Raw genomic sequence first — 26808 nt, 5'->3', positions numbered from 1 at the left:
ATCCGCAAGTGACAGCCGAAGCCGCCTTTCCCCTTTTCCCCATGCGGGGAAAAGGACTATCCGGTATTAGCCCCGGTTTCCCGGAGTTATCCCGGTCTTGCGGGCAGGTTGCCCACGTGTTACTCACCCGTTCGCCGCTGGATCCTCATCCCGAAGGATGATTCTCCCGCTCGACTTGCATGTATTAGGCACGCCGCCAGCGTTCATCCTGAGCCAGGATCAAACTCTCCAAAAAAGTTTGATGTGAACTCTCAAGAATTAACGAGTCATGTCTTCACTCTTCAGTTTTCAAGGAACACTTCATTTCACTTTGTTTGTGCCGCTCTCTCGCGGCGACAAATATGATATTATCATCTTCCCCGACACAAGTCAACACTTTTTTAAAAAATTTTATTCCCAATGAACAGAAGAAGGAGACAGTCGTCTCCTTCTATGCCCGATCACTCACTGTCCTTGCCTGAACATCCGGCTTTCCTGCCGGCAAAGCCAACGTCAAGCCCAGGTTGACCACCGCAATTCCGATTAAAATTAAAAAAATATGATGCATGCCCAGTGCCAATGTTTCGCGCAAACCCGACAAAAGCCCTTCCGGAACCGCGGACAATCCGTGTGCATCCAGCAGGCGGTTGATTTCGGAAACCGGGATCTGCATTTTTTGATTCCATGCATTATTTTGCAATGACAGGTTAAACAGCGCTCCAAACACCGTAACCCCCACCGTTTGTCCAAGTGAGCGCAAAAAGGTGTTGGACGCGGTGGCCGTTGCGCGCAGGTTCCATTTTACAGAGGATTGGACAATCACCGTGCAAACCGTCATCACAAAACCGAAGCCGAATCCGTTCGCCAACATGACAACCGGCAAGATCCAACCCGGGGTGTGAATATCAATGTTGCCCAAAGCCAGACATCCCGCCAATATAAATAGCATGCCGAAAAACGCTGTCAGGCGGGGGCCCGTTTTCAACATCAACCGTCCGCCAACAAACGCCCCCGACATCCAGGCAAGCGACATGGGCAACAAAACCATTCCCGACCCGGCGGCACCGTAACCGATCACCCCTTGCACCCATAAAGGTGTATATACATTTAAAGCAATCAAAATCGAACTGGCCAAAAAGGAAATGACATTCGCCACCAAGATGGACGGGATCTGGAACAAGCGGAGCGGAAGCATCGGTTCGCGAGCCTTGGCCTCAATCCAAAAAAACAGGATAAAACCGATCCCCCCTGCAGCCGCAAGTCCCTGCAAATAAGGAGTGGTCCAAGAGACTTCCGTTCCCCCGACCGAAAGCACAAACAACAAAGAAGTGACTGCAATGAAAAAAGTCAAAGCGCCCAAGTAATCCACTTCCGGCTTTTCCTTTATTTCCCCTTCCTCCTTTAAGAACAACATCACCATCAACATGGCAAGCAACCCGAAGGGCAAATTGATATAAAAAATCCACCGCCAGGAAACATAATCAACCAAAAAACCTCCGATCAAAGGGCCGACCAACCCGGCCAATCCCCAAACCGAACTGAATAACCCCTGCACTTTGGCCCGCTGCTCATACGGGTAAAGATCCCCGATAATGGTAAACGTGGTCGGATTCAGCGCACCGGCCCCGACTCCTTGCACCGCCCGGAACCAGATCAGCCAAGTCATGGAACCGGCGGTTCCCGACAGCATGGAACCAATCAAAAACACAATTCCCCCGAACATAAAAACCCGCTTACGCCCGAACAGATCCGCAAGCTTCCCGAAGATCGGAATGGTCACCGTCGATGCCAGCAAATAGGCGGCAAATACCCAACTGATATATTGAATCCCCCCCAAATCGCTGGCAATACGCGGGATCGCCGTGCTGACCACCGTCACTTCAATCGCTGACAAAAACGTGGCAATCAACATGGCCACGGTCACTTTTTTTCTGTCTGACATTTCCGTCCCCCTCACATTTCATGCAATCATTATTCCGCCGGTCCCATCAACCACTGTTACATTGTACAAAAAATCGGTTCATGATAAAATCTAGCTGATTTCAACTTGAAGGAGGAGCATCATGCTGCTGTCCGGGAAACTGAATAAAATACGCACTTTTGCCATGCTTTTGATCTTTGTCGGAGTCGGGGTCATGTACCTGGGTTTCTTCTTTGAAAGCTTGATGGTCTTGTTTTTTGTCCTCGGTATGATTTTCGTTTTGGCCAGTGTGGGGATCTACTTTTGGGTCGGCATTCTTTCCACACACTCGGTGCAGGTCGTTTGCCCTTCCTGCAACAAACCGACCAAAATTTTGGGCAAAAAAGACGAATGCATGCACTGTAAAGCCATCTTGTCCCTGGATCCGAAAGATGCTCCGGCGGAAGCACTTTCCGGGTCATCCGACGGGAGCATGGAAAAGTGAACCATAAAAACCTTCTTCCGTCTTCCCTGAAGCATTACGGGATCATTTTGTTTGACGGGGACTGCTCCTTCTGCGACGGATGGGTGCGGTGGATCATTCAACGGGATTCCCAAGGTTATTTTCGGTTTGCCTCCTTGCAATCCGAAGAAAGCGAATGGCTTTCCCGAAACCTTGGAGTCCCTTTTTCTGCGCTTGACTCGGTCATTCTCATTGAACAAGGGCGTTATTTCATCCGGTCCACGGCGGTTCTTCGCATATTACAGAGATTACCCCGTTTTTCAGTCTTCACCAGGCTGTTTTTCCTCATTCCACGCCCCTTGCGCGATGCGGTCTACCGGGTTGCGGCAAGAAACCGCCATCGCTGGAACCGGAAAAAGCAAACTTGTCCGGTCCCCACCCCGGAACAACAAAAAAGACGCCTGAAGTATGTTTTGGAAAAAGAAGATTCTTTCTAATCCAAACCAACGATTTGTTGGTTTTTTCTTTTTTCTTACAAAAAAAGGATTCCACCGAGTTTTCTCGAACAACTATGCGTAAAGTCCTCCGATGATATGCATCCGATCCGGACTATGTATGTATTGAAAGAAAAGGAGGCAAAACACGTGAAATCACATAATCTTCTGGAAATGTTGTCGCGAACCGTCAAACGGTTTCCGGAACGAACGGCACTCTCTTGGGAAGAAAATGATGAGTTACATAAATTGAGTTATCAACGCCTTTGGAACATGATCCGGGATTTTGCGTTCGGTTTGGAAAAAATCGGAATCCGCTCTGGCGCAAAGATTGCTATCATCGCAGAAAATCACCCCCGCTGGGTGATCTGTGAATTTGCCGTTTTAAGCTTGGGAGCCACAAGCGTGCCGATTCATCCTAACCGGCATCCCGATCAGATCCGAAAAATTTTGAGACACGCCGATGCGACAGGGATCATTACGGATCGGTATGAATTGCTGGAAAAGGTAAAAGGTGCATCCAACCTGCTACAACATTCCATTTTGCTAAACGGAAAAGCCGATGGATCTCTTGGAGCTTTGCAATTTGAAACCATTATCCAAATCGGCCAATCGATTGCAAACGAAGAGCAGGAATGGGCCTATCCCTCCATCCAGCCTTCGGATGTCGCGATTATTTATTACCCGAATGACAAAACGAAAACCGAAAAAGGGGTTCTGCTTTCACACGGGAATATTCTGAATAATCTCCAGAGTTTTCTGTACGTGATCCCATATACAAAACACGACCATCTGCTGTCGGTGTTATCCCTGTCCCATCCTTTCGAGCGGATTGCCGGGTACCTGGCCCCGCTGGCAACAGGAGCGGAGATCACTTACATCGCCAGGGATGCCAACTGGGTGAAAGCCAGCAAACGGATCAAACCGACGCTGTTCTCTTTGTCGCCGGTTTTGGTGCACACCATCTATGAGTATTTGAATAAACAGATCCAATCGTCTCCGGCAAAAAAATATTTATTTCAACACGCCCTGCGACAAGCAGAGAAAATATACGGATTGAAAAGAAAAGGATACAACTGGTCCGTCCCTTCATCTTTGCAACTGCATCATTCCATATCACAAACCCTCTTGTTTGCGCCTCTTCAAAAGCAATTGGGCGGACGGGTCCGGTTTATTCTATCCGGAGGGGCTCCTTTGAATGAAAAAGTTCATCGCTTTTTCTGGTGCATCAATCTGCCGGTGGTAGAATCGTATTACCTAACCGAATGCGCTTCAGTCATTTCCGCAACCAACCTGTCCTGCCCGCAACCGAAAACGGCGGGGAAACCCCTCCCGGGGATCGAACTCCGCATTCAAGCCGACGGGGAATTGATGATTAAAATCCCGCAAGTCATTTCGGGTTATTACAAGATCCCCTTATCAGACACCAACGTTTATACCAACGGATGGATCAGCACCGGGGATCACGCGGAAATGGATGCCGATGGCACGTTGCACAATCTTCGCCGCAAGGTGGAACTGGATCCCCAAAAAGCCGTTTTGCCGACCGCCGTCCACTAAGAGCCGATGGCTGGTTTCAGCCCCTAAAAAAACCCTGCTTCCAAACGGGGCAGGGTGTTTACTGTTTCGATTTCATTTGGCAATCCGGACAAATTCCGTATATTTCCAAGCGGTGGGTGTGAACCTGATAGTTGGTGATTTCCGCCGCTTTTCTTTCAATCTCAAGAAGAGGCATGTGGTCAAAATCCGTGATTTTGCCGCATTTCCGGCAAATCACATGATAATGATCCATCATATTGGCATCAAAACGGCTGGAAGAATCTCCGTACGTCAATTCACGAACCAAGCCGGCATCTTTAAACAACCGCAAATTATTATAAACCGTGGCAACACTCATATTGGGAAAAGTGCCTTCCAATGACTTGTAAATCTCATCAGCTGTTGGATGTCCCATGGTTGAATAAAGGTAATTGAGAATCGCATGGCGTTGCGGCGTCATACGCACACCATTCTCTTTCAGGGTTTCAACAGCCTTCTCTAGTCGGCTGTTACTCATCTATTTCCACCTCTCTAATATGTTCGCAGCAAAAAGGAACGATTCTAATTTAATAATATATATAATTAGTCTACTTCTTGTTTTGCCTTCTTGTCAATGCGGTTTCAGCGCCCGCACTTTCTCTTGAATCCCCCCCGCCGGTTCACATTCTTCCCTCAAATGAGCATGTTCCGGAAAAAAAGATCATATATATCCACCAAAAAACAAAAAAAGAAAGTGAGTGAATTCCATGTTGAAATTATGGTCGCAAATTTACGGAGGAGTTCTCACACTGATTGGGATCGCCGGTTTCTTCCTGTCATCCAATGAGTCCCTCCAATTGACGCTCACGCACAATCTCATTCACTTGTTGAGCGGTCTGATCTATTTGGGGGCGAGTCTGAAAGAAAATTGGGACCGGCTTGCCATGAGAGTCTTTGGTATCCTTTATGGTTTGCTGGCCGTTTACGGTTTATTCAGCGACCAACTCTTCGGCCTTGTAAACATTACTCTTACCACCGAAATCTTTAATTTCATCGTCGCTTTGGGTGCACTTTACCTCGGATTTGTCCACGAGCGGATCAGCCAAAAACAAGAAAAAAAGGAACAAGCAAACACTTGAACCTTTCACCAAAGGCATGATGCCCGGCCGGCGGCAATTCATGCCTGTTTTTTTATACCGGGGGGTCATTTCTTTTCCGGAACATCTCCCCGGTTTTTTCCATACCAGCAATAAGGAAGTAAATCACAAATATCACATTTGGGATTCCGGGCCGTGCAACAACGACGGCCGTGCCAGATCAGGCGGTGATGGGTATCACTCCACTGGTTGCGGGGAATTTTTCGCGTTAATTGGCGTTCGGTTTCAAGCGGGGTCTTGCTGTCTGCCAATGCCAAACGATTGGCCACCCGGTGCACATGCGTGTCCACTGCCAAGGCCGGGACACCAAAAGCATTGGAAAGCACCACATTGGCCGTTTTGCGGCCGACCCCCGGCAATGCTTCCAGCTTCTCTCTCTGTTGCGGAACTTCCCCTTCATATTCTTCAACCAGAATCCTGCAAGTTTGCAGGATATTTTTGCTTTTATTCCGGAACAGCCCGATCCCGCGAATGTGTTCAGCCAACTCTTCCTCAGTCAATGTGATGAAATCATACGGGGTCGGAAACTTGGCAAACAGGGGTTTGGTGATTTTATTCACTTGTTTGTCCGTGGATTGCGCAGACAGAATCGTGGCAATCAAAAGTTCGAACGGATTTTTGAAATTGAGTTCACAATGAGCGTCCGGGTACATCTGCTCCAAAAGCTCCAGGATCTTCCCTGTTTGGATTCGTTTCGGTTTCGGTTTCAAAACACTCCCTCTTTCTTGTCTATTTGCGTTTGACTGCTTCGATGATCAATTCCTGGCTCCGGTTGTCAAAAGGCTGATAACGAAAGTTCCCATACCGCCGGACCACTTTAAATCCGCAGAAAGTGAGCAAATGATTCAGTTCCGACGGATAAATGTACCTTAAGCGAAAGGTGGTCCGGATCCGCTCCATGAGCCGGCCGGACGGGCTGTAGTGCTCAAAATAACGAATAACATGAGCCAGCTGGGAAAAATGATCAAATTCAGTAAAGTCATAAAGCTCAACCGTTTCTTCCGTCCCCGGCACAGGAAACGTTCCTCTGTAGGCATACTGATTATCCATTTCATATAAATGCTTGATGAACGGGACAAAAACATTAAAGGCCAAAATCCCATCATCCGTCAAATGATGACGAATGCATTTCAACGCATTGACCTGATCCCGCACCGTCAACAGATGCAAAAAAGACCGGTAAGGAATGATGATCAGGGGGAACTTCCGGTCCAGACGGAAGTCCGCCATATTGCCGTGAACCCACTCGGTTTCCCCGTCCAAATTCATCTCTTTAGCCTTTTTTTCGGCCCTTTTTAACATCGGTTCGCTCAAATCCAACCCGACGACGGGGATTCCTTCCCGCGCAATCGCAAGGGTGCACCGGCCGGTTCCGCAGCCCAATTCCAAAACGGGACCGCCCTGTTGTTTGGCCAGTTCGGTGTAGTAAGTGATGTCATGATCCAGCCCCGTTGAAGTCCAGTCATAATAGTCCGGCCAATCATATGTATGGAAATCCATGTTCCACCTCCGTCCGTCCAACGGCAAAAATCAATGAAACCACCAAAACAATTGATCAGAAGGGTTTCACCGGGAAACCCTTCTTACCGTCCTACTGTAAGTTTTCTTTGACAAACTGCAGAACTTCCTGCACATGATCTGCAACCTTCACTTTCCGGTAAGCTTTGGCAATCTTCCCCTCTTTATCAATCACAAATGTGGATCGTTCAATTCCCTTGTACTTTCTTCCAAACATGTTTTTATCTTTGATCACTCCGTATTTTTCACAAACCTCTCCCTCCGGGTCACTCAACAAAAGGAAAGGCAAATTCTGCTTTTCAACGAACTTTTGATGGGAAGCAATGGAATCTTTGCTGATTCCCAAAATCACGGTGTTGAGATCCGAAAATTCCTGATAGGCATCCCGAAAGTCGCAAGCTTCCCTGGTACAGCCCGGTGTCTGATCCTTGGGGTAAAAAAACAGAACCACATTTTTGCCTTTGAAATCAGATAAAGTCACGGTTTCCCCGTTTGTGGCTTCAAGCGTAAAGTCAATGGCATGATCTCCTTCTTTGACCATAGGAATCCACCTCCTGAATGCTTCCGAAAACGGTAAACATATTTTAACACTTCTCAGAAGGAGAAGAAACGTTCAGCCCTTACCGTAAGGTTACGGAAATGAATTAATCGTAATAAACACGATTGGATTTATAATAAAAATAATTCCTGATCACTTCACAACCATCACGATGGTGACCACGGATGACCAAGCGAAGAAAACAGCTTTTGCTAATGGGCCCTGCGAGAGAATCCCAACCTCCTTCCGCTTGAGGAAAAAGAATTCGTTCAAAAATCCGTTCCCTCTTGCTTGTCCGACCGGGATTTGCCCGATGGTTCAAGCATCCCGAAAGAATTCTTTTTCTCCTGACGGTCCGCAAACGAGAAAAATACAAACCACAGTTCAGGCAGACATGGTGGTCGGAGGTGTCGGCTCCGGTGTGGGCGTTTCTACCTGTTGCGGAGCTTCTTCCCCTCCTCCCTTTTTTGAAATGATATTTAAAGTTGTTCCCACGTTAAACGATCCGGCATCTCCCACCGTATAAATCCGAATGGATTGAATACACACTTTCAACAAGAAAACCACCTCAATCGTTTTGATCAAATTGATCGGGATCAAAATATACATTCCGCTCAAAATCCAAATTCTTTGGAAAATCGCCAATCGGTGAAGATCCTCCCAACGATTTGGTCAAGCTGTCATTCCCCACATTGATCGTGTTTCCAAAATTGACTGAACCTGAGTTACTTATATTGTTGATTTTGATGTTCAGAATGTTATTGATGGTCCCCACGCTTTCCCCTCCTCATGGTGTCATATTTGCAGGGATCGGGTCTGCCTTGGCTTCTTCGGAAAACGGATTTCCAAAACCCCCCGGCGGTATCTGGCATGCGTGTATCTTTTGGATACCGATGCCTGTAAAGGAATCACCTTTTGAAACATGCCTTTTTTTCTTTCTGAGAAGATGGTTTGATACCCCTCATACGGAGACGGATAATCCCCTTGAATGATCAAATTGTTTCCTTCCAATTTCAAATCCAAAGCATGAACGTTTTCCAGTCCGGGCAAATTGACCACCACAATCACTTCATTTTCCCCGTGATAAACATCGGCTGCAGGTTCATCTTGACGGGCCGCCGTTTGCATGTCTTCAAAAAAGTCCTCCCCCAAAAATTGACGGGCCAGCTCATGCCAGGGCATTTTGCGGAAAGTATTTTTCACCCATCATCTCTCCTTTTGCCGGTACATTGGTATGATGCCCATATTTTATTCGATGCGGGCCCGTCTTGTCACAAGGAGGGCATGAATTAAGAGACCCTCATCATATAATGGAACAAGGATAAAAAGAATCCGGGGGAATGGTTCGCATGTACCAGCATCCGCTTGATTGGATAGATCAACGGCTAAAAGATTTGGAACAAGAAATCCGGCGCCTGCAACAAGAAAACCATCAACTGAAAGAGGACCTAGAGCAACTGAAACCCGTGCACATCGAAAAAATGGAATATAAAATCCACGAATTGCATGTCCAAACGTTAAGCGGGACTTTAAATATCGGACTGACCGCCAACGGAGAAGATGCCGGTGTGGGAGAAATCATTGAAAAAATGGTAGACAACCACGCTTCCCAAATCGTGGTGGAAGACGAAGAAGAAAAACAGGAACCGGCGGAATCTTCTTCATAATGTTGCCGGCAGTTGCAATTTGATCTAATCTTAAACCAAAAAAAGCGAAGGAGCTGCCGGTATGAGAATGATCATTGCTGTCGGGATCGGCGGTGCCGTCGGAACCTTGCTCCGCTTTGGGGTGGCGCAGGCTTTTAATGACCCCGTTTTTCCGTTCGGAACCTTGATCGCCAATTGGACAGGCTGTCTCGGGTTGGCCTGGTTGAATGAACAAACGAAAACCGCTTTTTCTCCTGTTTGGCAAAAAGGATTGGGCACCGGACTTTTGGGAGCATACACCACTTTTTCAACACTGTGCGTGGAAACCCATCTCTTGCCTCCGCTTTTATCCCTTTTTTATATCGTCGTCACCGCCACGGGCGGCCTGCTTTTTGCCGCCTGGGGGTTTGGCTGGCCCAAAGGGGGAAAGCCGGTTGGAAATGATGTGGATTGCTTTGGGCGGGGGAATCGGAGCCATATGCCGTTGGCTGGTCACGGAGGCGTTTCCCGCCCGGGATGGGAAATTTCCGCTCGGAACATTTCTTGTCAATATGACTGGTTGTTTCATCATGGGGCTTTATTTGGGATGGGTTCATGACCGGTTGCCGGTCGCCTGGATGATGGCAAACCGTCCGTTTGTAGCGGGTTTTCTCGGCGGTTACACCACCTTTTCCACTTTTTCATATGAAGCGGAGAGGCTCCGGCAACAAAAGCGAAAGGGGAAATTTTGGGCTTATCTCCTCTCCAGCCTTTTCCTCGGTTTGTTTTTGGTTTGGTCCGGTTTTCACATCTCCTCCGGCATGGTTTCGTAAAAAAATTCTATGGTACAGGCGCAAGCCAGCCATGGAGTTTTTTTATGGGAAAGTTTTTATGCAGTGTGAAAATGTACAAAAAAAGTGATTCTGTTTCAAAATGAGCAAAAACAATTGTTGGAACGTGAATTATAAGATATTTTATTTGTAAGCGTTAACAATTTGTTCGCATCTCAATTAAAAGATAACAAAAATCTCAGAAAAACATGCTATGTAAATTAAAAAAAGGAGTGATTTCCATGCTGCAAAAGTTCCAGCGCTTCGGGGCAGCCATGTTTGTACCCGTTCTGTTATTCCCCTTTGCCGGGATCATGGTCGGGCTGACCACCCTGCTGAAAAATCAGGATATTATGAATGCCCTTGCACATCCCGATAGCTTTTGGTACAAATTTTGGACCGTGATCGAAGCAGGCGGCTGGGCGGTGTTCAAACAAATGCCTTTGCTGTTCGCGGTGGGCCTCCCGATCGGCCTGGCCAAAAAGGCCCAAGCCAGAGCCGTTTTGGCTTCTTTGATCTCTTATCTGACCTTTAACTATTTTATCAATGCCATTTTGACGATTTGGGGACCCCAATTTGGCGTTGATTTTGAACAAGAAGCGGGCGGAGTGAGCGGACTGACGGAAATCGCCGGCATTAAAACGTTAGACACCAATATCATTGGAGCCATCCTTATTTCTGCTATCGTCGTTTATCTTCATAACCGTTATTTCGATAAAAAGTTGCCTGATTTTTTGGGGATTTTTCAAGGGACCTCCTATGTCGTCATCCTCAGTTTTTTTATCATGCTGCCTTTGGCACTCCTCACATCCTGGGGTTGGCCGGTCATTCAAAAAGGCATCGCTTCCATGCAAGGGTTCCTTGCTTCGTCAGGGGCCTTGGGTGTCTGGTTATATACATTTCTTGAGCGGATTTTGATCCCGACCGGATTGCACCACTTTATTTACGGTCCTTTCGTCTTCGGTCCGGCCGTGGTGGACGGCGGAATCGTAAAATATTGGGTGGAACATTTGAGCGAATTTGCCACCAATTCGCAATCATTAAAGGAAATGTTCCCGGAAGGCGGTTTTGCTTTGCACGGACTTTCAAAAATATTCGGAATTCCAGGCATTGCACTGGCCATGTATGTCACGGCCAAATCCTCTAAGAAAAAAATCATCTCCGGGATGTTGATCGCGGCAACACTCACTTCTGTGATCGCCGGAATCACGGAACCAATTGAATTCACCTTTTTGTTCGTTGCGCCGGTTCTCTTTCTGATTCATGCCCTCCTGGCGGCAACCATGTCCACCATCATATACTCCCTCGGGGTTTCCGGAAATATGGGGGGCGGATTGCTTGAAGTGGCCATCCAAAACTGGATTCCGCTGTTTAAATACCACAGCGCCACTTATTTGGCTCAAATCGTAGTCGGCTTGATCTTTACGGCAATCTATTTCTTCCTGTTCCGCTATTTGATTTTGAAACTGGATGTGAAAACGCCGGGCCGTGAAGATGACGAAGAACAGGAAACCAAACTGTACACCAAAAAAGATTTCCAAGAAAAACAAGCGGCCAAGCAAAAGAAAAATGATTATGCGGAAAAAGCCACCCGGTTTTTGGAAGCATTGGGCGGGCCGGACAATATTGCGGAAGTGACCAACTGCGCCACAAGATTGCGCGTCACTGTGCATGATGAAACCAAAACGGCACCGGACAAACAATTCCTCTCCGCCGGGGCCCACGGGGTCGTTAAAAACGGAAAAGCCATCCAGGTCATCGTCGGTTTGTCTTCCCCGCAGATCCGGGAACAGTTTGAGAACCTGTTGAATCATCCAAACCGGGAAAATGCATAAAATGGTGGCGGGAAAATTTCCATACTCACGTGAAAAATAACAAGATGTGTGATTATGAACAGCATCCGCCCGATCTGTTGTTCTCTCGTCACCAGGTTGTTATAACTGAGTTGTAAGCGGTCACAAAAATAAGGAGGAATCAGCAAAATGAAAAAATTCTCCATTGTCATTGCCGGAGGAGGCAGCACCTTTACACCGGGAATTGTCTTGATGCTTCTTGAAAATTTGAATCAATTTCCGATTCAGAAATTAAAACTTTACGATAATGATGCAGCCCGCCAGTCGACGATTGCCGAAGCCTGCAAAATCATCCTGAAAGAAAAAGCGCCGGGAATCGAGTTTTTGGCCACCACCGATCCGGAAGCAGCATTCACCGACGTCGACTTCGTCATGGCACACATTCGGGTTGGAAAATATGCGATGCGGGAACTGGACGAAAAAATCCCGTTGAAACATGGCGTATTTGGTCAAGAAACATGCGGCCCCGGAGGAATTGCCTACGGCATGCGCTCCATCGGGGGAGTCTTAGAATTGATCGACTACATGGAAAAATACTCTCCCGATGCATGGATGTTAAACTACTCCAATCCGGCGGCCATTGTCGCCGAGGCCACCCGGCGCCTGAGACCGGATTCCAAAGTGCTCAACATCTGCGACATGCCCATCGGCATTGAAAACCGCATGGCTCAAATTCTGGGACTTAAAAGCCGCAAGGAAATGAAGGTCCGTTATTACGGATTGAATCATTTCGGCTGGTGGACGGATATCCGTGATCAAAACGGGAACGATTTGATACCCAAACTGAAAGAACATGTCCGAAAACACGGTTACACCGTCCCCAAAGATGATGCCGACGCAAGCTGGAGCGACACCTTTTTAAAAGCCCGCGATGTCTACGCACTGGATCCGGACACCCTGCCGAATACGTATTTGAAATATTATTTTTACCCGGATTATGTGTTTGAACATTCCAACCCGGAATACACGCGGGCCAATGAAGTCATGGAGGGCCGGGAAAAATTTGTGTTCGGTGAGTGCCAAAAAATCATCGAAAACCAATCAACCCAAGGTTCCAAACTGCATGTTGACGAACACGCTTCCTATATCGTGGATCTGGCACGCGCCATCGCATTCAACACACAAGAGCGGATGTTGTTGATTGTTGAAAACCAAGGGGCCATCTCCAATTTCGATCCGACCGCCATGGTGGAAATTCCCTGTATCGTGGGAAGCAACGGGCCCGAACGCATCGCCATCGGAGAAATCCCGCAATTCCAAAAAGGATTGATGGAACAGCAAGTTTCCGTTGAAAAACTCGTGGTCGAAGCCTGGATCACCCGCTCTTATCAAAAATTGTGGCAAGCCCTCACCTTATCCAAAACCGTTCCCAGCGCCAAAGTGGCCAAAGCCATCCTGGATGACTTGATTGAGGCAAACAAAGATTATTGGCCAAAACTGCACAAAGAGGATGTCGTCGTGCGTGAAGATTTATAAACAGGGATCCGTACACCATACGGACGGAAAGTGCAAAGAGCTTGTACCTCTTTGCACTTTTTGTTTTAATTTTTATAAAGGAATTCTCTTGGTGCAGGGAGGAGAATCATTTGACATTAGAAGAACTTATCAATGAACATTACAACAAGCTCAATGAAACCGATTTACACATTTTGAGATACATTATGAATCACAAAGATACGTGCTATCAATTGGGGATTAATCATCTGGCCGACCGGTGCAATGTGTCCCGCTCTTCCATCTTGCGTCTGGCACAAAAGCTGGACTTTACCGGTTACAGTGAGTTTCGCATTTTTTTGAAATGGCAGAACCAGGATAAAACAGTGAAAAATAAAAGCAGTATTGAAATTCTGGAAGAAGACTTTCGCGAGACCATGAAATATATACAGACCAAGGACTTTTCGGACATTTGCAGATTAATCGATGAGGCGCAGAAATTATTTGTTTTTGGCACGGGAAATGCCCAGCGGAATTGTGCATTGGAACTGCACCGGATGTTTCTGCCTCTTCAAAAGTATATGAATGTGATTCCCTCTCACTCTGAATTTGAAATCGTCGTCAAGGATATGACAAAAAACGACCTGGTCTTTATTTTTTCTTTATCGGGAGACACCCCGTCCATCTTTCCCGCCGTACAAACCTTGGTGGCCAAAGGCGTTCCTTTTGTTTCCGTCACGAATCTGGTCAATAACCGGCTGGCCAAAATGACTCCGTATCATTTGTATGCCAGAAGCTCGACCATTTCCATCCATAACGGAATTCATCTGGATACCTTTGCTTCCTTTTTCATGATCGTGGAAGCGATATTCAGCCATTATGTGGATTTCATCAATCAGAAAAAAGAAGAAACCAACTGAAAAAGGCATTCCACTTCATGGTGGAACGCCTTATCCACAGGAATCCGGGGATTTGCCCGTTAAATATACTGCTCCACGATTTCGGTGAATCTTTCCTCAAACGGGTTCTCTTTATCTTCCAGCTCTTCTCTTGTCACCGTAAATCTCATCAGCCGCTCATCCAGATTCAGCGCTTCTTCCATCGAACTCATCAAATCAATGGCTTTGCGGTCCAAAGTCATGATAACATCCAACGAATCATGATCGGGATAAAAAACCATGCTGATGTCATCAAAATACTCTTCATACTTGCCCATTGGCGTCATGCGATATTCCTGCACAAAAGGATGGCGGGAATAAAATTTGTCAAACGCATAGTCGACACTGGTCAACCGAAATCCGACATTTTCCGCCGCATGCAGCACTTTGTCCACCAACGGATGGGGAAGAACTTCGATGCCGTCGGTATCTTTCGGGTCGATCGCCATTTTGATATCCAGTCCGGTTTTTAAATAGATGGGGCACCCTCCGGTTGAAATCGGGGCATCCAACGGCATTTCAATTTCAAACGGAATCACTCTGCTCTCCCTTTCTCCGATTTCAAATGTGTCCGTGATCCGAAACTGGCTGATGACATGCTTTTGATCTTTTCCTTCATGATGATACCGGACAATCAGGTACAAATAGATTTCATCAATTCGTTGTTCCGTTTGCCCGCCTTGAATAAATATTTCCCCTTTAATCATTTCTCCTTGGCGGTACGTTGATTTTTCAAGCCGGGTGTCCACCTTGGCGGCTCCGACACCCAAGCCGGCTAACACTTTGTTAAACATGCTTTCTCACTCCAATCCCAAATAAGCATCCGTCCTTTTTCTGTTAATGCATTTTGCGGTTCAGCATTTCATCAATTTTTTCAAGCGGATCCCGAATCACCCGCTCGTTATTGATCATGAGGGTTCCTTTGGGATCATGGTATTCCCAGGAAAATTGACTGTTTAAAACACGGTCGGAACGGATCAGCTCGATATCCATCCGGATTGACATATCCGTCACTTTGAAGAATACGTTCAATTCATCGACATATCCGTGATAACGGCCTGTCGGGCGGAACTGAAACATCTGGAAAAAAGGATAAGGCTTCTGTTGCGGATCATATTCGTTATGTATCCGATATAAAATAAAATCAGCATCCTCAATTTTTTTCAAGATTTTTTGCACCAAATTCGCGGGCACGACTTCAATTTTATCCAGATCGGTGGGATCCAGGCTCATTTTAATGTCCAATCCCGTCTTCAGGTACACAGGAAAGCTTCCCGTCGACATGGGCGTTTCCATGGGGAGTTTAATTTGAAACGGAACCTTTTTGATCTCGTCTTTTTGAATGATCATGGAATGGGACAAAGGATATTGTTGCATGAGATGGGAAGCTTTTCTTCCGTTTTTGGACACCGTCACCATCAGGTACATGTAAATGTCATCGATTTGCTGTTCGGCTTGTCCCCCCCGAATCTTGATTTCCCCCTTGATGACATCCCCCGGCCGGAATTGTTCTTCCTCGATCTGCGCATCCACGGTGGTTCCGCCGATGCCCAAACGGGCCAATGATCTGTAAAGAACCATGTTTTCAATCCTTTCCAGCTTAAAGATAAAAACCGTTTAAGAAGGAGAGAACAGGAAACCCGCTCTCTCTTGTCCACCTTATTTGGGGTACATTTGGTTCATATACTCCTCGAACTGTTTCACCAATTCGTCGTGATCCTTGTTTTCTTTAGCCAGTTTTTCCTTACGCAAGCGCTCGCGGTCGTCCTGCTGCGGTTGGGTGTTTTCTTTCGGTTGTTCGTTTTCTTTTTTCGCTTTGTTTTCTTTTTCCAAATCCAACAAGCTGGCACGCGGTTTGGTGTCCGGGGTGATCAAGTAATGCCTGGATGTTTGCTCCAACTCTTCGCGATGCCGTTCCAGGCGTTTTTTGGTCTGGCTTTCCAAAAGATCCCGTTGTTGCTGCAGCAACTCCTCTTGGCGTCTTTTAAATTCTTCCTCTTGTTTTTGCAGCAAAGACTTCGCCATCTCTTCAAATTCTTTTTGCAACTTCTCCCGTAATTCTTCTTCTTTTTTCTCCAAATCTTTTTGCTTCTGTTCCCACTTGATCCGTTCTTCTTCCACTTTGGCCAATTCTTTTTGCAGCCGCTCTTCTTGTTCCAATGCGATGCGTTCTTGCTCGAGCCGCTCCTGTTTCAAGCGCTCTTCTTCCTGACGGGCTTTTTCTTCTTCTTCTTTTCGTTTTTGTTCTTCAAGCATGCGTTCTCTTTCCGCAATCTCCCGTTCCCAATTCTCCCGCTGTTCCGGCTCTTCAATTTGTTGTTTAAACTCTTCTTTCTGCTTTTGCAACAACTCTTGTTCCCGTTTTTCAAATTCCAGCCGCTGACGCTCCAGCAACTCTTGCTGGCGCTTTTCCAATTCTTTGCGCTGTTTTTCCAAGGCTTCTTTTTGTCTCTTTTCAAATTCTTCTTTCAAACTTGCGATATAATCTTCTTCCTGTTTCTTCTGTATTGTTTCAGGTATATCGGATGTGACCTTCGCGGCCTCCGCCTTTTTTGTTTCTGCCGGTTCTTGGGGTTCAGAAGCGGAAGAAACCGGGGTATCGGTTGTGGATGGCTGATGTTTCACTGGAGATTTTCGGGGTTTGGGGTCCTTCTTTTTCTCCCCTCCGCTGCCAAACAAACGGTCCAACAGTCCCACTTTCTCATACTGCTTGATATGGGACAAGACCGAATCAGGCGAGTCGTTTTGCAAGCTCCGTTGAATTAACCGCACCATCTTTTTCGATGCCTTGAAATCGTTCGGCAATCTTTGAATCGGCTTATCCACGGGTTCGCCGGATAAAAGGGAATAAAAAAAGGTTCCCCAATCGAGTATGTTTTTTTGTGCCGTAATGGTTTCCGTACCGCAAAATAACACCTTCAGCTCCTCATTATGTTCCGTCACCCCGATATTTCCGGGATCCAAAAGCAAATACATCCGCATCGGTTGCGCCCTCAAATCCTTTTCCAACCCAAGCAGTTGCTTTCCCCATTCGACCAGTTTCGCCTCTTCCACCTCATGATTGGCAAAAACCTCCCGCAAAGGCAGGATGGGAACATAAGGGCGGACAAATACGATCGAACGGTCTTCGGCATACACATCTTCATAAGGAATCACCAACGGATGTTCAAAGGAGCGGTAGTGCGCAATCGCACGGGAGATCGGCGCTTGTTTTTCCAAACGGGATGACTGCAAGTAGTAGCGTTGCGAACCTTTTCGGGCAACCGCCAGTTCACCGTCAAAAAACCGGACGACATATTCGATTTGATATAAATCTCTATAACGCTCACCGACTTGAAATCTGAATGACAAGATACTTCGCCTCCATCTTCCGTTCCCAAAATATATATAAACTCCGAAAAATCGACATATATACCCAATTTCAGCATATCACAGGATGATTCACAGAGACAATCCTCCCTAGGCATTTTCTGTGCATCACGTTACAATTAAAAAAGGGACTTGTTTCGTCAGTAAAAAAATATGATGCATGGTTCCTGCACATGACGTCGTTTTTTCAAATCGTCATCAAATGTCACAAAGGAGACGAAATGGGGGATATTCTTGAATATACAGCAATCGGAAAAACTTTATCAGGAAGCATTGGATGTCATTGTCGGCGGTGTCAACAGCCCGTCACGGTCTTTTCGTGCAGTGGGAAACGGCACGCCGATCTTTATGAAAAAAGCACAAGGCGCTTATTTCTGGGATGAAGATGGAAACCGGTATATCGATTATCTCGCGGCTTTCGGCCCGATTATTTTGGGGCATGCCCATCCGGTGGTGACGGCGGCGATTGTTGAACAGGCCGCCAACGGGGTGTTATACGGAACGCCGACGGAAAAAGAAGTGCGTTTTGCAAAAATGTTGCGGGAAGCCATCCCGTCCATGGAACAAATCCGCTTCGTCAACAGTGGAACGGAAGCGGTCATGACAACCATCCGTTTGGCCCGCGCTTATACCAACCGCACCAAAATCCTGAAATTTGCGGGCTGTTACCATGGTCACTCTGACTTGGTTCTGGTGGCCGCCGGCTCAGGCCCTTCCACCCTCGGCACTCCCGACAGCGCCGGTGTGCCCGTCAGCATCGCCAATGAAGTGATTACCATCCCTTACAACAACATCGAAATCTTGGAAGAGACCATGGAAAAATGGGGAGACGAAATCGCCGGCATCTTGGTCGAGCCGCTGGTCGGAAACTTCGGGATCGTCCCGCCCCAACCGAATTTCCTAGAAACCATCAACCAATTGGCCCATCAAGCAGGCGCCTTGGTCATTTATGATGAGGTGATCACCGCTTTCCGCTTTCATTACGGCGGAATCCAGGATTACTATCATGTGGAGCCGGATCTGACCGCCTTGGGCAAAATCATCGGCGGCGGACTTCCCATCGGGGCTTATGGCGGAAAAAGAGAAATCATGGAAAAAGTCTCCCCGATGGGGCCGATGTACCAAGCGGGAACGATGGCAGGAAATCCGTTGTCGATCTCCGCGGGCCTGGCATGCATTGAAACCTTAAAGCAACCCAACACCTACGAACGACTAGAAAAAATGGGCAAAACATTAAACAACGAGATTTCCCGTTTGGCCGACAAATATGGCTTGAACATCACAATCAATCAAGTGGTGGGAGCATTGACCGTCTACTTCACCGATCAGGAAGTGACCGACTACGAAGGAGCCCAAGCAGCGGACAGTAAACAATTCGGACAGTTTTTCCGGCTGATGCTGGAAGAAGGGGTTTACCTTGCTCCATCCAAATACGAAGCTTGGTTTTTGACAACCCAGCATTCGGAAGAAGACATCCAATTCACTTTACGTGCCGTCGAACGGGCTTTCAAAAAAATGAAACCGTAACATTGTGGAAAAGGTGATTCGATGGAACGAAACGAACCTGTCACGATCTATGAAAAAATCGGGGGAGCAAAGAAAGTCCGGCAATTGGTCGAAGCATTTTACCCGCGTGTCATCAAACATCCGCTTTTGAAGCCGATCTTTCCGGAAGACATCCTCCCTGTGATGGAAAAACAATACTTATTTCTTACGCAATTTTTCGGGGGCCCCCCGCTCTACAGCGAAAAATACGGACACCCCATGCTTCGGGCACGCCACATGCCTTTTCCCATCACCCCGGAAAGAGCCGAAGCCTGGCTGGAATGCATGAGCCAGGCATTGGATGAAGTGGAGATCGGCGGGAAAATCAGAGAAGCGATCTGGAGCCGTTTGGTCTTGACGGCCCACCACATGGTGAACCAACCTTCCAACCGGCAACCGTAAACAAAAAAGCTCCGGAAACTTGTCCGGGGCTTTTTTAATCCAACCACTGACGCCACCATTTTTTCAGCACCGACAAAATCTCCACCCAAACGCCTTTTTCCGCGGAATCATTGCCTTTGTTGGCATCCGGTCGCCGGTCATTGTTCGGATTGATGTGGCCGGGATCAAAGCCGATCAACTCTTCACAAGCCAATCCATCTTGGTCACTGTCCAAGCCATCGATATTCAGATGTTTGGATCCGCCTTTTTCTTCAAAATATTTCTGCGACTCGCTCCAGTTCTCAAATGAATGACAGCCCATCTCATTGGCCCAGGTTTCACCGCTTGACAACAAAAAAGAAACCAAAAGAATCCATCCGCATACCGTCCATCTTCGCAACCATCTTTCCCCCTTTCCAAAACCCGTGTCGCGTCATCCCAAATCAACAGCCGCCTCATTCCATTTATACTCTTTGAAATTAATTTTTTCCAATCACAAAGATTGCCATCTGTCCGCAAGAATTCATTTTGTTGCCAGTTACTCAAACACAATTTACCCCTTTTTAACGACTCCGTAAACATCCCGCAAAAACATGAAAAAAGAAGGAACTTGATTAAAATTATTCCGTTTCTGCCCCTTTATCGTTTGCAAAATCCGGCTGTTTTTTCGTGTGATCCGATCATTCCGTTCTGTAATTTAGATTAAAATCCCGTTTTTTTGAAGGAAACCCCGAAGAAATGCAGAATTATTTTATCCCGACATATTTATCCATTGATTATGATGAAAAGGCAGGGAAACAAATGTTTAAGAGTCAACCCCCCAACAAAACGCTGGAGAATGGAACGGCAACCATTGAAACGATTCAACTGGGAATCGCAAAGCAATCCATTATGATACGGGGCCAAGACACCAGCCATCCAATTCTCTTGTTTTTGCACGGGGGTCCTGGATTTGCGCCAATCGGGTTTATGAGGCATTATCAAGAAGAACTGGAAAAGCACTTTATCGTGGTTCATTGGGATCAACGGGGAGCCGGAAAATCTTTTTCCGCAAAAATGGATCCAAAAGCCATCAATCTTGACCAGTTCGTCTCAGATACTCATGAATTGGTTCAAATCCTCTTGGAACGCTTTAAACAGAAAAAAATCTATTTGGCTGCACACTCCTGGGGCAGCATCATCGGAGCACGCTTTGCCAAAAAATATCCGTCTTTGCTCCACGCCTACATCGGCATCGGCCAAATGACCGATGTGCAAAAAAGCGCACTGCTCTCGTATCAGTTTGTATTGATTCATGCCCGACACAACCGGAAATTCTTGGCGATGCGTGCTTTGAAACGCATCGGCTATCCACCATATAAAGATTTGCGCCATGTGCTTGTACAACACAAGTGGCTGACTCGTTTCGGGGGATTGATTCGGAAGGGAAACCTTTTTCAATATTTGGCCAAAGGGTTCTTTTCTTCGGAGTATACACTTTTGGACTGGATTAAATGGATCCGGGGCTATCGGACTTCTTTCAAACGGCTCATGCCCCAACTGCTGCAAGTCAATCTTTTTGAAGAAATTCAAGAACTGAAGGTTCCGGCTTATTTCTGTGTGGGCCGTTATGATTTTTACTCTCCTTTTGAGCTGCAGGAACAATTTTACGAGCAGCTTGATGCCCCCGTAAAAGACATGATTTGGTTTGAAAATTCGGCGCATGCGCCTCATCTTGAAGAATCATCTTCGTTCCTCGTTTTGCTTTTGCGTGTCAAAGAAGAAAGCTTGTTATTCCAACAAAAAAAACTCCAAAATCAATCACATAAAGCGGCAAACGGCAAAGCCGGGGAACCGACCGTCAAACACGCGCCTTAAACCGGCTTGGCCCGGATCTTGAATTTCTCATTTTTTACAGTAAACCCGTCAAAATTTTGCGTTCTTTTCCATCGTGGCCGGTTATTGCTTTGTAATCATCTGAAATCTCTTGTGACTCTACAAAAAAAGGCTTTAGATCTCATGGGAAATATGAGAAAATAAGCTTAAGAGAAATTGATTGCTTCAATCAATTCCTCCTTAGCGGAAGTGGGACACCACAAAACCGAATAAGGAGAGGATGATTCTGTTGAATTATAAAGATGATTTGCATGGTGAAGACATTCTTTTGCCCGCTAACAAAACGGCTCCTTGTTCAATCTGTGGGAAAGAAGCATACTATGTTGAAATCAGCTTTGAATCCCCCATTTGTTCAAAAGAATGTGCAAAGCAAATGTGGAAAGAATATGTGGACACACAAGTATCCAGGAAATACAAAACGTTCAGTGATTTTTTATGAATATGCATAAACGATGAAAAACACCGCATAGTCCAAGCTATCGGTGTTTTTTAATTTTTGTCCTTTCACGGCCGGGTTCCCTGCACATGAAGAGGACCAATATTCATTTTTTTCAAAGGAATCGAATTCTCCATTTCCGCTTTTTGATCCACAAACCGGTATTCCGGCAGGAGTGTTTTTTTCTTTAAATCAACAGGCATCATAATCATGGCTTCCCCGTTGACATCCACCACTGCATAAGGCCTTGGTTCCTCCATGAACACCAGATATTCCTTTTGGTTTAAAGCAATCAAATAGCCACAAGCCCTGGAAATGGAAATCACCAAAACCATGAAAATCAGCCCGGCAATGAACCATTTTCGCTTGGAAACCATCCGGATCAACGCATATGTAAAAGCAACATACAACAAAAAGAAAAACAAAAGCACTTCCACCGAATAATGGAACTCAAAATCCAACCGCAACCCGAGCATAAATGCCACCGCCCCGGGCAAAAAAACGGGTAAAACCCATTTTCCATACCGGGCCACGATCGGGTATTGCAAATAGGCCAAAAGCACAAGCGACATGATCACAAACGCAAAAATGGAGAGAATGATGGCATTTAACCCCACACTCGCATAAAGGGCAGGCAATCCAAAATAAGCCTTGTAACTGACATCGGACAAATAAGCCGAAAAATAACCCAGTCCGGTGACCGCCCCGATGGCAATTCCCTCAGACACTTTCATAAAAGGAATGGAGCGCAAAAAGGTCTTTGGGTTGGTTAGGAGTTGATCTCTCAACAGATTATTCATGTTTCCTCCTGTTTTTTCGAAACGTGATCAATTTAACATAAAATAAATGATTTTTAATCTATAATTCTTTTATATATCCAGAGCCATTATATACAAAAACAAAAGCCTCTTGCTATCCAACAAGAGGCTTTTGCAATGACCTTTACATCAAAAAGATTCCCACAGCACTGATGACTGCGAAGAAAATGCCTGCCACAATAAATATCCTGTAGAAAGCCGTTCCTTTTTGATCCAGATGCATAAACGTAAACAACTGCAAAAACACCTGCACCGCACCCAAGATCAAAAGAACCGGCAAGACCAGGTGTTCCGGTGCCACATCGGTGGCGACCAGGTAAAAAGCAGCCGCTGTCAACACGATCATCACGGCAAACGAAATGAGATGCTTCGTCACGCGCTCTGATTTATGGGCAGACTGCTCGTTTGAAGACTGACTGACTTGTTGTGCCACCGTTTAGCCCACCTTTCCCAAAAGATAAACCAGGGTAAAGATAAACACCCAAACCACGTCAATAAAGTGCCAATACAAACTGGAAAGGAACAATTTTGGCGCCGTTTCCTTTGTGATCCCACGTTTGGCTGCCTGAATCATCAACCCCGAGATCCAGAAAAGCCCGAATGTGACGTGCGCACCATGGGTACCGACCAGGGCATAAAAAGCGGAACCAAAAGCACTGCTCATGAAAGTATGCCCCAAGCTCACATAATGAATGAACTCATAAATTTCCAGCACCAAAAAAGCCAGACCAAGCAGAACCGTGATTCCGAGCCATACCAGTGTTCCTTTCAAATGGCGCTGGTTCATTTTCACCATCGCAAGCACACTGGTCAAACTGCTTGTCAAAAGAATTGCCGTGGTGACCGCAACCAGTTCCAAGTCAAACAACTCGGTACTGTCCGGTCCGCCCATGTTTTGGCTGCGAAGAGCCAAATAAGAACCAAACAAACAAGCGAACAAGACGGTTTCGGCTCCTAAAAAGAGCCAAAAGCCCAAGACTTTGTTTTTCCCTTCCAGCGTGGCCGTTTCCAGATGTTGAGGCTTTTGGGCCGCTTCCGTTTGGGCTGCCATTATGCCTTAACCCCCTTTTCTTTGTCAATTTCCTCCGGATCGATATGATAGCCATGATCCTGCTCAAACGAGCGCATAAACATGGCAATGAAGACGACAATGATCCCGATAATCGCCGCGCTGAAATCGCCACGGGCAATGAATCCCAAACCGGCTACAAACAAGCCTAATGCCATCAAAAGAGGAATATAGGTCGGGGATGGCATATGAATGGGGCCCAACGGTTCAGCCGGTTGCATTTCTTTGTTTCCGGCCTGCTTTTCAAGCCACCATGCATCATAACCACGCACCAAAGGCGTTTGTTTAAAGTTATATTCCGGAGCCGGCGAAGGAATCGACCATTCCAAAGTCCGTCCATTCCACGGGTCTCCCGATGCTTTTTCGCCTTTTTTGAAAGTCAGAACAATATTCAGTGCAAACGCGATCGTACCAATTGCCATGAAGAGTGCGCCAATGGTACTGATGAAGTTCAAGGTTTCCAATCCGGCCCCTGCCTGGTAGGTAAACACCCGGCGCGGCATACCGAACAGTCCCAAGAAGTGTTGCGGGAAGAAGGTCAGATGGAAACCGATAAAGAAAGTCCAGAAGTGAACTTTACCCAATTTTTCGTTTAACAGTTTCCCGAACATTTTCGGCCACCAATAATAGGCACCGGCAAATAATGCAAAGACGGTTCCTCCGACTAATACATAGTGGAAGTGCGCCACGACGAAATAAGTGTCATGGTATTGGAAGTCTGCAGGCGGCGAAGCCACCATTACCCCAGTCATACCCCCCATCACAAAGGTGGGAATGAACCCGAGGGCAAACAACATGGCGGTTTTAAAGCGGATTTCCCCTCCCCACATGGTAAACAACCAGTTGAAGACCTTGATCCCCGTCGGAATCGCAATGGTCATGGTCGCAATCCCGAAAATGGAGTTAGCAACCGGTCCCAGTCCAACGGTAAACATATGGTGAACCCACACCATGAACCCGAGGAAAGAAATCAAAACCGTTGCAAAGACCATGGAGGTATATCCGAACAAGCGCTTTTTCGAGAACGTGCTGATAACCTCGGACATGATTCCAAACGCCGGCAAAATCACAATGTATACTTCCGGATGCCCGAAAATCCAGAACAAGTGTTGCCACAGCACGGCGCTGCCGCCCATCGTGTAATCGAAAAAGTTCGCACCAAACAAGCGGTCAAACATCAACAGCAACAAGCCGACAGTTAATGGCGGCATGGCAAAAATGATCAATGCGGACGTTGCAAACGTCGTCCATGTAAACAGCGGCAATCTCAAGAATGTCATTCCGGGAGCCCGCATGTTGATAATGGTCACCAGGAAGTTGATCCCGCTGAGCAACGTCCCGATCCCGGAAATCTGCAAACCGATCACATAGTAGTCCACACCCGGTCCGGGGCTGTATTCATTCAAAGCCAATCCCACATAGGAAGTCCAACCGGCATCGGGTGCACCCCCAAAAATCCAGCTGAGGTTTAAAATGACTCCACCCGCTGTAAAAAGCCAGAACCCGAGTGAGTTCAAAAACGGAAACGCAACATCACGCGCACCGATTTGAAGCGGAACCACCACGTTCATCAATCCGAAAATCAAAGGCATTGCTGCAAGGAAAATCATCGTGGTTCCGTGCATGGTTAACACTTGGTTAAAGGTGTCGCCAACAATAAAATCGTTATTGGGCACGATCAGCTGCAACCGCAGCAACAAGGCTTCAATTCCCCCGATGACAAAGAAAACGATCCCGGAAATAAAATACATGATCCCGATTTTCTTATGGTCCACCGTGGTAAGCCATTCCCAAACTTTGCTCTTCTTTACGAGACTGAGTAAATTTTTATTATAGCCTCCCGTAAAGATCGCCCATATGAAAAGAGCAAAGACGATCAATATTAAGAGCGTACCCATGGTGTTCCCTCCTTCTAACGTGATCCGTTACGATACGATGTGTGAAAAGTTATTTTCTGCTCATCAAATACTCCACAAGCGCTTCCATTTCTTGCGGTTCTAAATAGTCAATTTTCGGCATTTGCGCACCCGGTTTCACCGCAGTCGGGTCTTTCAGCCATTTTTTCAGATTCTCTTCGTCATGCGGCAAAATCCCTGCAATGGTGGAACGTGTTCCAAACTTGGTCAAATCCGGACCTTTGATGTTTTTGTTTGTTCCGGCATGACAACCCAGACAGTTTTGGTTGAACAATGCTTCCCCTTGTTTTTGCTGGGCGGTTTGAACGGTGGACGGTTGTTGCATTTGTGCCACCCATTTGTTAAAGTCGCTTTCTTCTTGAGCGATCACTTTAAAGTCCATTAAAGCATGGCCCGCTCCACACAATTCTGCACATTTCCCTTGATAAACACCCGGTTCTTTCGCATCCAACGGCAAGGTGTTTGTGCGTCCTGGAACGACGTCCACTTTTCCGCTGAGCGCGGGTACCCAGAAGGAGTGCAGAACATCTTTTCCTTCAATAATCAAATTCACTTTTTTCCCTACCGGGATATGTAGCTCTTGGGCTGTTTTGATTCCCAGGTCAGGGTACTGAAACTCCCACCAATACTGATACCCCGTCACCTTTACCGTGAGGGAGTCTTCCGAAGCTTTTATTTCCGACATGTTAAACGTGTATTTGACCGTCGGAATTGCCAATATCGTAAGCAAAATGATCGGAATAGCAGTCCAGACGATTTCCAGAACATTGTTTCCATGAACTTGTTCCGGCATCACATCTTTGCCTTTCCGTTTTCTGTACCGGATCAGCACGTAAATATAGATGGATATAACGACAGCAAAGACGCCCAACATGATGAATAAGGCTAATTTAATCATATCAAGCGACATCTCACCTGATGTCCCTTTCGGTTTCAAAACACTGAACCCGTCAACCCCGGAACATCCAGTGAGAGCCAGAGACATAAGTGCGAATAAACTTAATACTCGCCATGCGCCTTTTCGACTCACCACATTTCCTACCTCGCTTTCTGTAAGGTTGATCCGACCCCGATCAACCGAAGCCGGACCAATCATTTTCACAGTGCATCAAATCTATTTATATCAAGCTCATGATAAGCACTGTATCGTAT

The 26808-nt window shown here is 46.6% G+C and carries 31 protein-coding genes and 1 rRNA gene; 14 read left to right on the top strand and 18 right to left on the bottom strand.

All coding sequences use genetic code 11. The features are described from left to right. Positions 1-235: ribosomal RNA gene (locus ATH33_RS13410) — 16S ribosomal RNA — on the bottom strand; the annotation flags it as partial. Between the two features lie 195 nt (positions 236-430). Beyond that, the gene (locus ATH33_RS13405) at positions 431-1921 is read right to left on the bottom strand and encodes an MDR family MFS transporter (RefSeq protein ID WP_062843399.1); all 1491 of its coding nucleotides are present in this window, start codon (positions 1919-1921) and stop codon (positions 431-433) included. Positions 1922-2042: 121 nt separating this feature from the next. Here ATH33_RS13405 and ATH33_RS13400 point away from each other — a divergent pair, with 121 nt between their 5' ends. From ATH33_RS13400 to ATH33_RS13390, 3 genes are all read left to right on the top strand, one after another. Beyond that, positions 2043-2384, top strand: a complete 342-nt coding sequence (locus ATH33_RS13400; protein WP_181729141.1) for a DUF2614 family zinc ribbon-containing protein — start codon at positions 2043-2045, stop codon at positions 2382-2384. Further along, complete coding sequence (locus ATH33_RS13395) at positions 2381-2839, top strand: thiol-disulfide oxidoreductase DCC family protein (protein ID WP_249037515.1); 459 nt, start codon at positions 2381-2383, stop codon at positions 2837-2839. Before ATH33_RS13400 ends, ATH33_RS13395 begins: the two co-directional genes overlap by 4 nt. A gap of 147 nt (positions 2840-2986) precedes the next feature. After that, positions 2987-4396 (top strand): AMP-binding protein, encoded by a 1410-nt coding sequence (locus tag ATH33_RS13390; protein ID WP_049719611.1) that lies wholly within the window; start codon positions 2987-2989, stop codon positions 4394-4396. Positions 4397-4454: 58 nt separating this feature from the next. On the opposite strand, the gene ATH33_RS13385 is transcribed toward ATH33_RS13390, so the two are convergent. After that, positions 4455-4892 (bottom strand): Fur family transcriptional regulator, encoded by a 438-nt coding sequence (locus ATH33_RS13385; protein ID WP_037996248.1) that lies wholly within the window; start codon positions 4890-4892, stop codon positions 4455-4457. A 229-nt stretch (positions 4893-5121) separates the two neighbouring features. Between ATH33_RS13385 and ATH33_RS13380 the strand changes: the two genes are divergently transcribed. Beyond that, a complete protein-coding gene (locus ATH33_RS13380) occupies positions 5122-5493 on the top strand; it encodes a DUF4383 domain-containing protein (protein WP_049719610.1) in 372 nt (123 codons plus the stop codon). Positions 5494-5558: 65 nt separating this feature from the next. Here ATH33_RS13380 and nth read toward each other — a convergent pair whose 3' ends face one another. The 6 genes from nth to ATH33_RS13350 form a co-directional block, all read right to left on the bottom strand. After that, positions 5559-6221 carry an endonuclease III gene (gene nth / locus ATH33_RS13375; RefSeq protein WP_121874508.1) on the bottom strand — a complete coding sequence of 221 codons (663 nt, stop codon included), beginning with the start codon at positions 6219-6221 and terminating at the stop codon, positions 5559-5561. A gap of 19 nt (positions 6222-6240) precedes the next feature. Then, on the bottom strand, positions 6241-7011 hold the full coding sequence (locus ATH33_RS13370) for a class I SAM-dependent methyltransferase (protein ID WP_037996253.1): 771 nt from the start codon (positions 7009-7011) through the stop codon (positions 6241-6243). A gap of 91 nt (positions 7012-7102) precedes the next feature. Beyond that, complete coding sequence (bcp, locus tag ATH33_RS13365; RefSeq protein ID WP_037996254.1) at positions 7103-7570, bottom strand: thioredoxin-dependent thiol peroxidase; 468 nt, start codon at positions 7568-7570, stop codon at positions 7103-7105. A gap of 381 nt (positions 7571-7951) precedes the next feature. Then, the gene (locus ATH33_RS13665) at positions 7952-8212 is read right to left on the bottom strand and encodes a hypothetical protein (RefSeq protein WP_037996256.1); all 261 of its coding nucleotides are present in this window, start codon (positions 8210-8212) and stop codon (positions 7952-7954) included. Further along, the gene (locus ATH33_RS13355; RefSeq protein WP_082240704.1) at positions 8136-8342 is read right to left on the bottom strand and encodes a spore germination protein; all 207 of its coding nucleotides are present in this window, start codon (positions 8340-8342) and stop codon (positions 8136-8138) included. Before ATH33_RS13355 ends, ATH33_RS13665 begins: the two co-directional genes overlap by 77 nt. Before the next feature lie 20 nt (positions 8343-8362). Further along, positions 8363-8770 carry an Hsp20/alpha crystallin family protein gene (locus tag ATH33_RS13350; RefSeq protein ID WP_049719609.1) on the bottom strand — a complete coding sequence of 136 codons (408 nt, stop codon included), beginning with the start codon at positions 8768-8770 and terminating at the stop codon, positions 8363-8365. A 146-nt stretch (positions 8771-8916) separates the two neighbouring features. Between ATH33_RS13350 and gerPC the strand changes: the two genes are divergently transcribed. The 6 genes from gerPC (at position 8917) to ATH33_RS13320 (ending at position 14229) form a co-directional block, all read left to right on the top strand. Then, a complete protein-coding gene (gerPC, locus tag ATH33_RS13345) occupies positions 8917-9234 on the top strand; it encodes a spore germination protein GerPC (RefSeq protein WP_049719608.1) in 318 nt (105 codons plus the stop codon). Positions 9235-9295: 61 nt separating this feature from the next. Beyond that, entirely contained in the window at positions 9296-9811 is a 516-nt protein-coding gene (locus ATH33_RS13780; RefSeq protein ID WP_049719607.1) for a fluoride efflux transporter FluC, read from the top strand. Further along, positions 9702-10025, top strand: a complete 324-nt coding sequence (locus ATH33_RS13335) for a FluC/FEX family fluoride channel (protein WP_232335546.1) — start codon at positions 9702-9704, stop codon at positions 10023-10025. The genes ATH33_RS13780 and ATH33_RS13335 overlap by 110 nt, the downstream gene beginning before the upstream one ends. Positions 10026-10264: 239 nt before the next feature. Further along, on the top strand, positions 10265-11857 hold the full coding sequence (locus ATH33_RS13330; protein WP_037996263.1) for an alpha-glucoside-specific PTS transporter subunit IIBC: 1593 nt from the start codon (positions 10265-10267) through the stop codon (positions 11855-11857). A gap of 147 nt (positions 11858-12004) precedes the next feature. Then, the gene (locus ATH33_RS13325; RefSeq protein WP_037996264.1) at positions 12005-13351 is read left to right on the top strand and encodes a 6-phospho-alpha-glucosidase; all 1347 of its coding nucleotides are present in this window, start codon (positions 12005-12007) and stop codon (positions 13349-13351) included. 110 nt (positions 13352-13461) lie between these two features. Then, on the top strand, positions 13462-14229 hold the full coding sequence (locus tag ATH33_RS13320; RefSeq protein ID WP_062843400.1) for a MurR/RpiR family transcriptional regulator: 768 nt from the start codon (positions 13462-13464) through the stop codon (positions 14227-14229). Between the two features lie 59 nt (positions 14230-14288). Here the strand turns inward: ATH33_RS13320 and ATH33_RS13315 are convergent, their stop codons facing one another. The 3 genes from ATH33_RS13315 to ATH33_RS13305 form a co-directional block, all read right to left on the bottom strand. Then, positions 14289-15041: a sporulation protein gene (locus tag ATH33_RS13315; RefSeq protein WP_121874507.1), complete on the bottom strand. Its 753-nt coding sequence runs from the start codon at positions 15039-15041 to the stop codon at positions 14289-14291. 43 nt (positions 15042-15084) lie between these two features. Beyond that, a complete protein-coding gene (locus ATH33_RS13310; RefSeq protein WP_052186751.1) occupies positions 15085-15828 on the bottom strand; it encodes a sporulation protein in 744 nt (247 codons plus the stop codon). 78 nt (positions 15829-15906) lie between these two features. Further along, a complete protein-coding gene (locus ATH33_RS13305) occupies positions 15907-17598 on the bottom strand; it encodes a coiled-coil domain-containing protein (protein WP_037996149.1) in 1692 nt (563 codons plus the stop codon). 252 nt (positions 17599-17850) lie between these two features. Between ATH33_RS13305 and ATH33_RS13300 the strand changes: the two genes are divergently transcribed. After that, positions 17851-19143: a glutamate-1-semialdehyde 2,1-aminomutase gene (locus ATH33_RS13300; RefSeq protein WP_121874506.1), complete on the top strand. Its 1293-nt coding sequence runs from the start codon at positions 17851-17853 to the stop codon at positions 19141-19143. A 21-nt stretch (positions 19144-19164) separates the two neighbouring features. After that, the gene (locus ATH33_RS13295) at positions 19165-19563 is read left to right on the top strand and encodes a globin domain-containing protein (protein ID WP_049719600.1); all 399 of its coding nucleotides are present in this window, start codon (positions 19165-19167) and stop codon (positions 19561-19563) included. Between the two features lie 34 nt (positions 19564-19597). Here ATH33_RS13295 and ATH33_RS13290 read toward each other — a convergent pair whose 3' ends face one another. Then, positions 19598-19942 (bottom strand): hypothetical protein, encoded by a 345-nt coding sequence (locus ATH33_RS13290; RefSeq protein ID WP_037996151.1) that lies wholly within the window; start codon positions 19940-19942, stop codon positions 19598-19600. A gap of 401 nt (positions 19943-20343) precedes the next feature. Between ATH33_RS13290 and ATH33_RS13285 the strand changes: the two genes are divergently transcribed. Next, positions 20344-21399, top strand: a complete 1056-nt coding sequence (locus ATH33_RS13285; protein WP_170151270.1) for an alpha/beta fold hydrolase — start codon at positions 20344-20346, stop codon at positions 21397-21399. Positions 21400-21646: 247 nt separating this feature from the next. Continuing rightward, positions 21647-21856, top strand: a complete 210-nt coding sequence (locus ATH33_RS13280) for a hypothetical protein (protein ID WP_131470860.1) — start codon at positions 21647-21649, stop codon at positions 21854-21856. Positions 21857-21921: 65 nt separating this feature from the next. Here the strand turns inward: ATH33_RS13280 and ATH33_RS13275 are convergent, their stop codons facing one another. The 5 genes from ATH33_RS13275 to coxB form a co-directional block, all read right to left on the bottom strand. Next, positions 21922-22653, bottom strand: a complete 732-nt coding sequence (locus ATH33_RS13275) for a hypothetical protein (protein WP_037996153.1) — start codon at positions 22651-22653, stop codon at positions 21922-21924. Between the two features lie 142 nt (positions 22654-22795). Then, entirely contained in the window at positions 22796-23104 is a 309-nt protein-coding gene (locus tag ATH33_RS13270) for a cytochrome C oxidase subunit IV family protein (protein WP_049719597.1), read from the bottom strand. Between the two features lie 3 nt (positions 23105-23107). Further along, positions 23108-23722, bottom strand: coding sequence for a cytochrome (ubi)quinol oxidase subunit III (locus ATH33_RS13265; RefSeq protein WP_037996154.1), 615 nt, complete (start codon positions 23720-23722; stop codon positions 23108-23110). Beyond that, a complete protein-coding gene (gene ctaD / locus ATH33_RS13260) occupies positions 23722-25491 on the bottom strand; it encodes a cytochrome c oxidase subunit I (protein WP_231564615.1) in 1770 nt (589 codons plus the stop codon). Before ctaD ends, ATH33_RS13265 begins: the two co-directional genes overlap by 1 nt. Before the next feature lie 196 nt (positions 25492-25687). Continuing rightward, complete coding sequence (gene coxB / locus ATH33_RS13255) at positions 25688-26641, bottom strand: cytochrome c oxidase subunit II (protein ID WP_049719596.1); 954 nt, start codon at positions 26639-26641, stop codon at positions 25688-25690. Positions 26642-26808 lie beyond the last annotated feature (167 nt).

It is taken from the genome of Thermoactinomyces vulgaris (assembly GCF_003688725.1).
Taxonomy (GTDB): Bacteria; Bacillota; Bacilli; order Thermoactinomycetales; family Thermoactinomycetaceae; genus Thermoactinomyces; species Thermoactinomyces vulgaris.
This window is presented reverse-complemented; position numbering and strand designations above follow the sequence as displayed.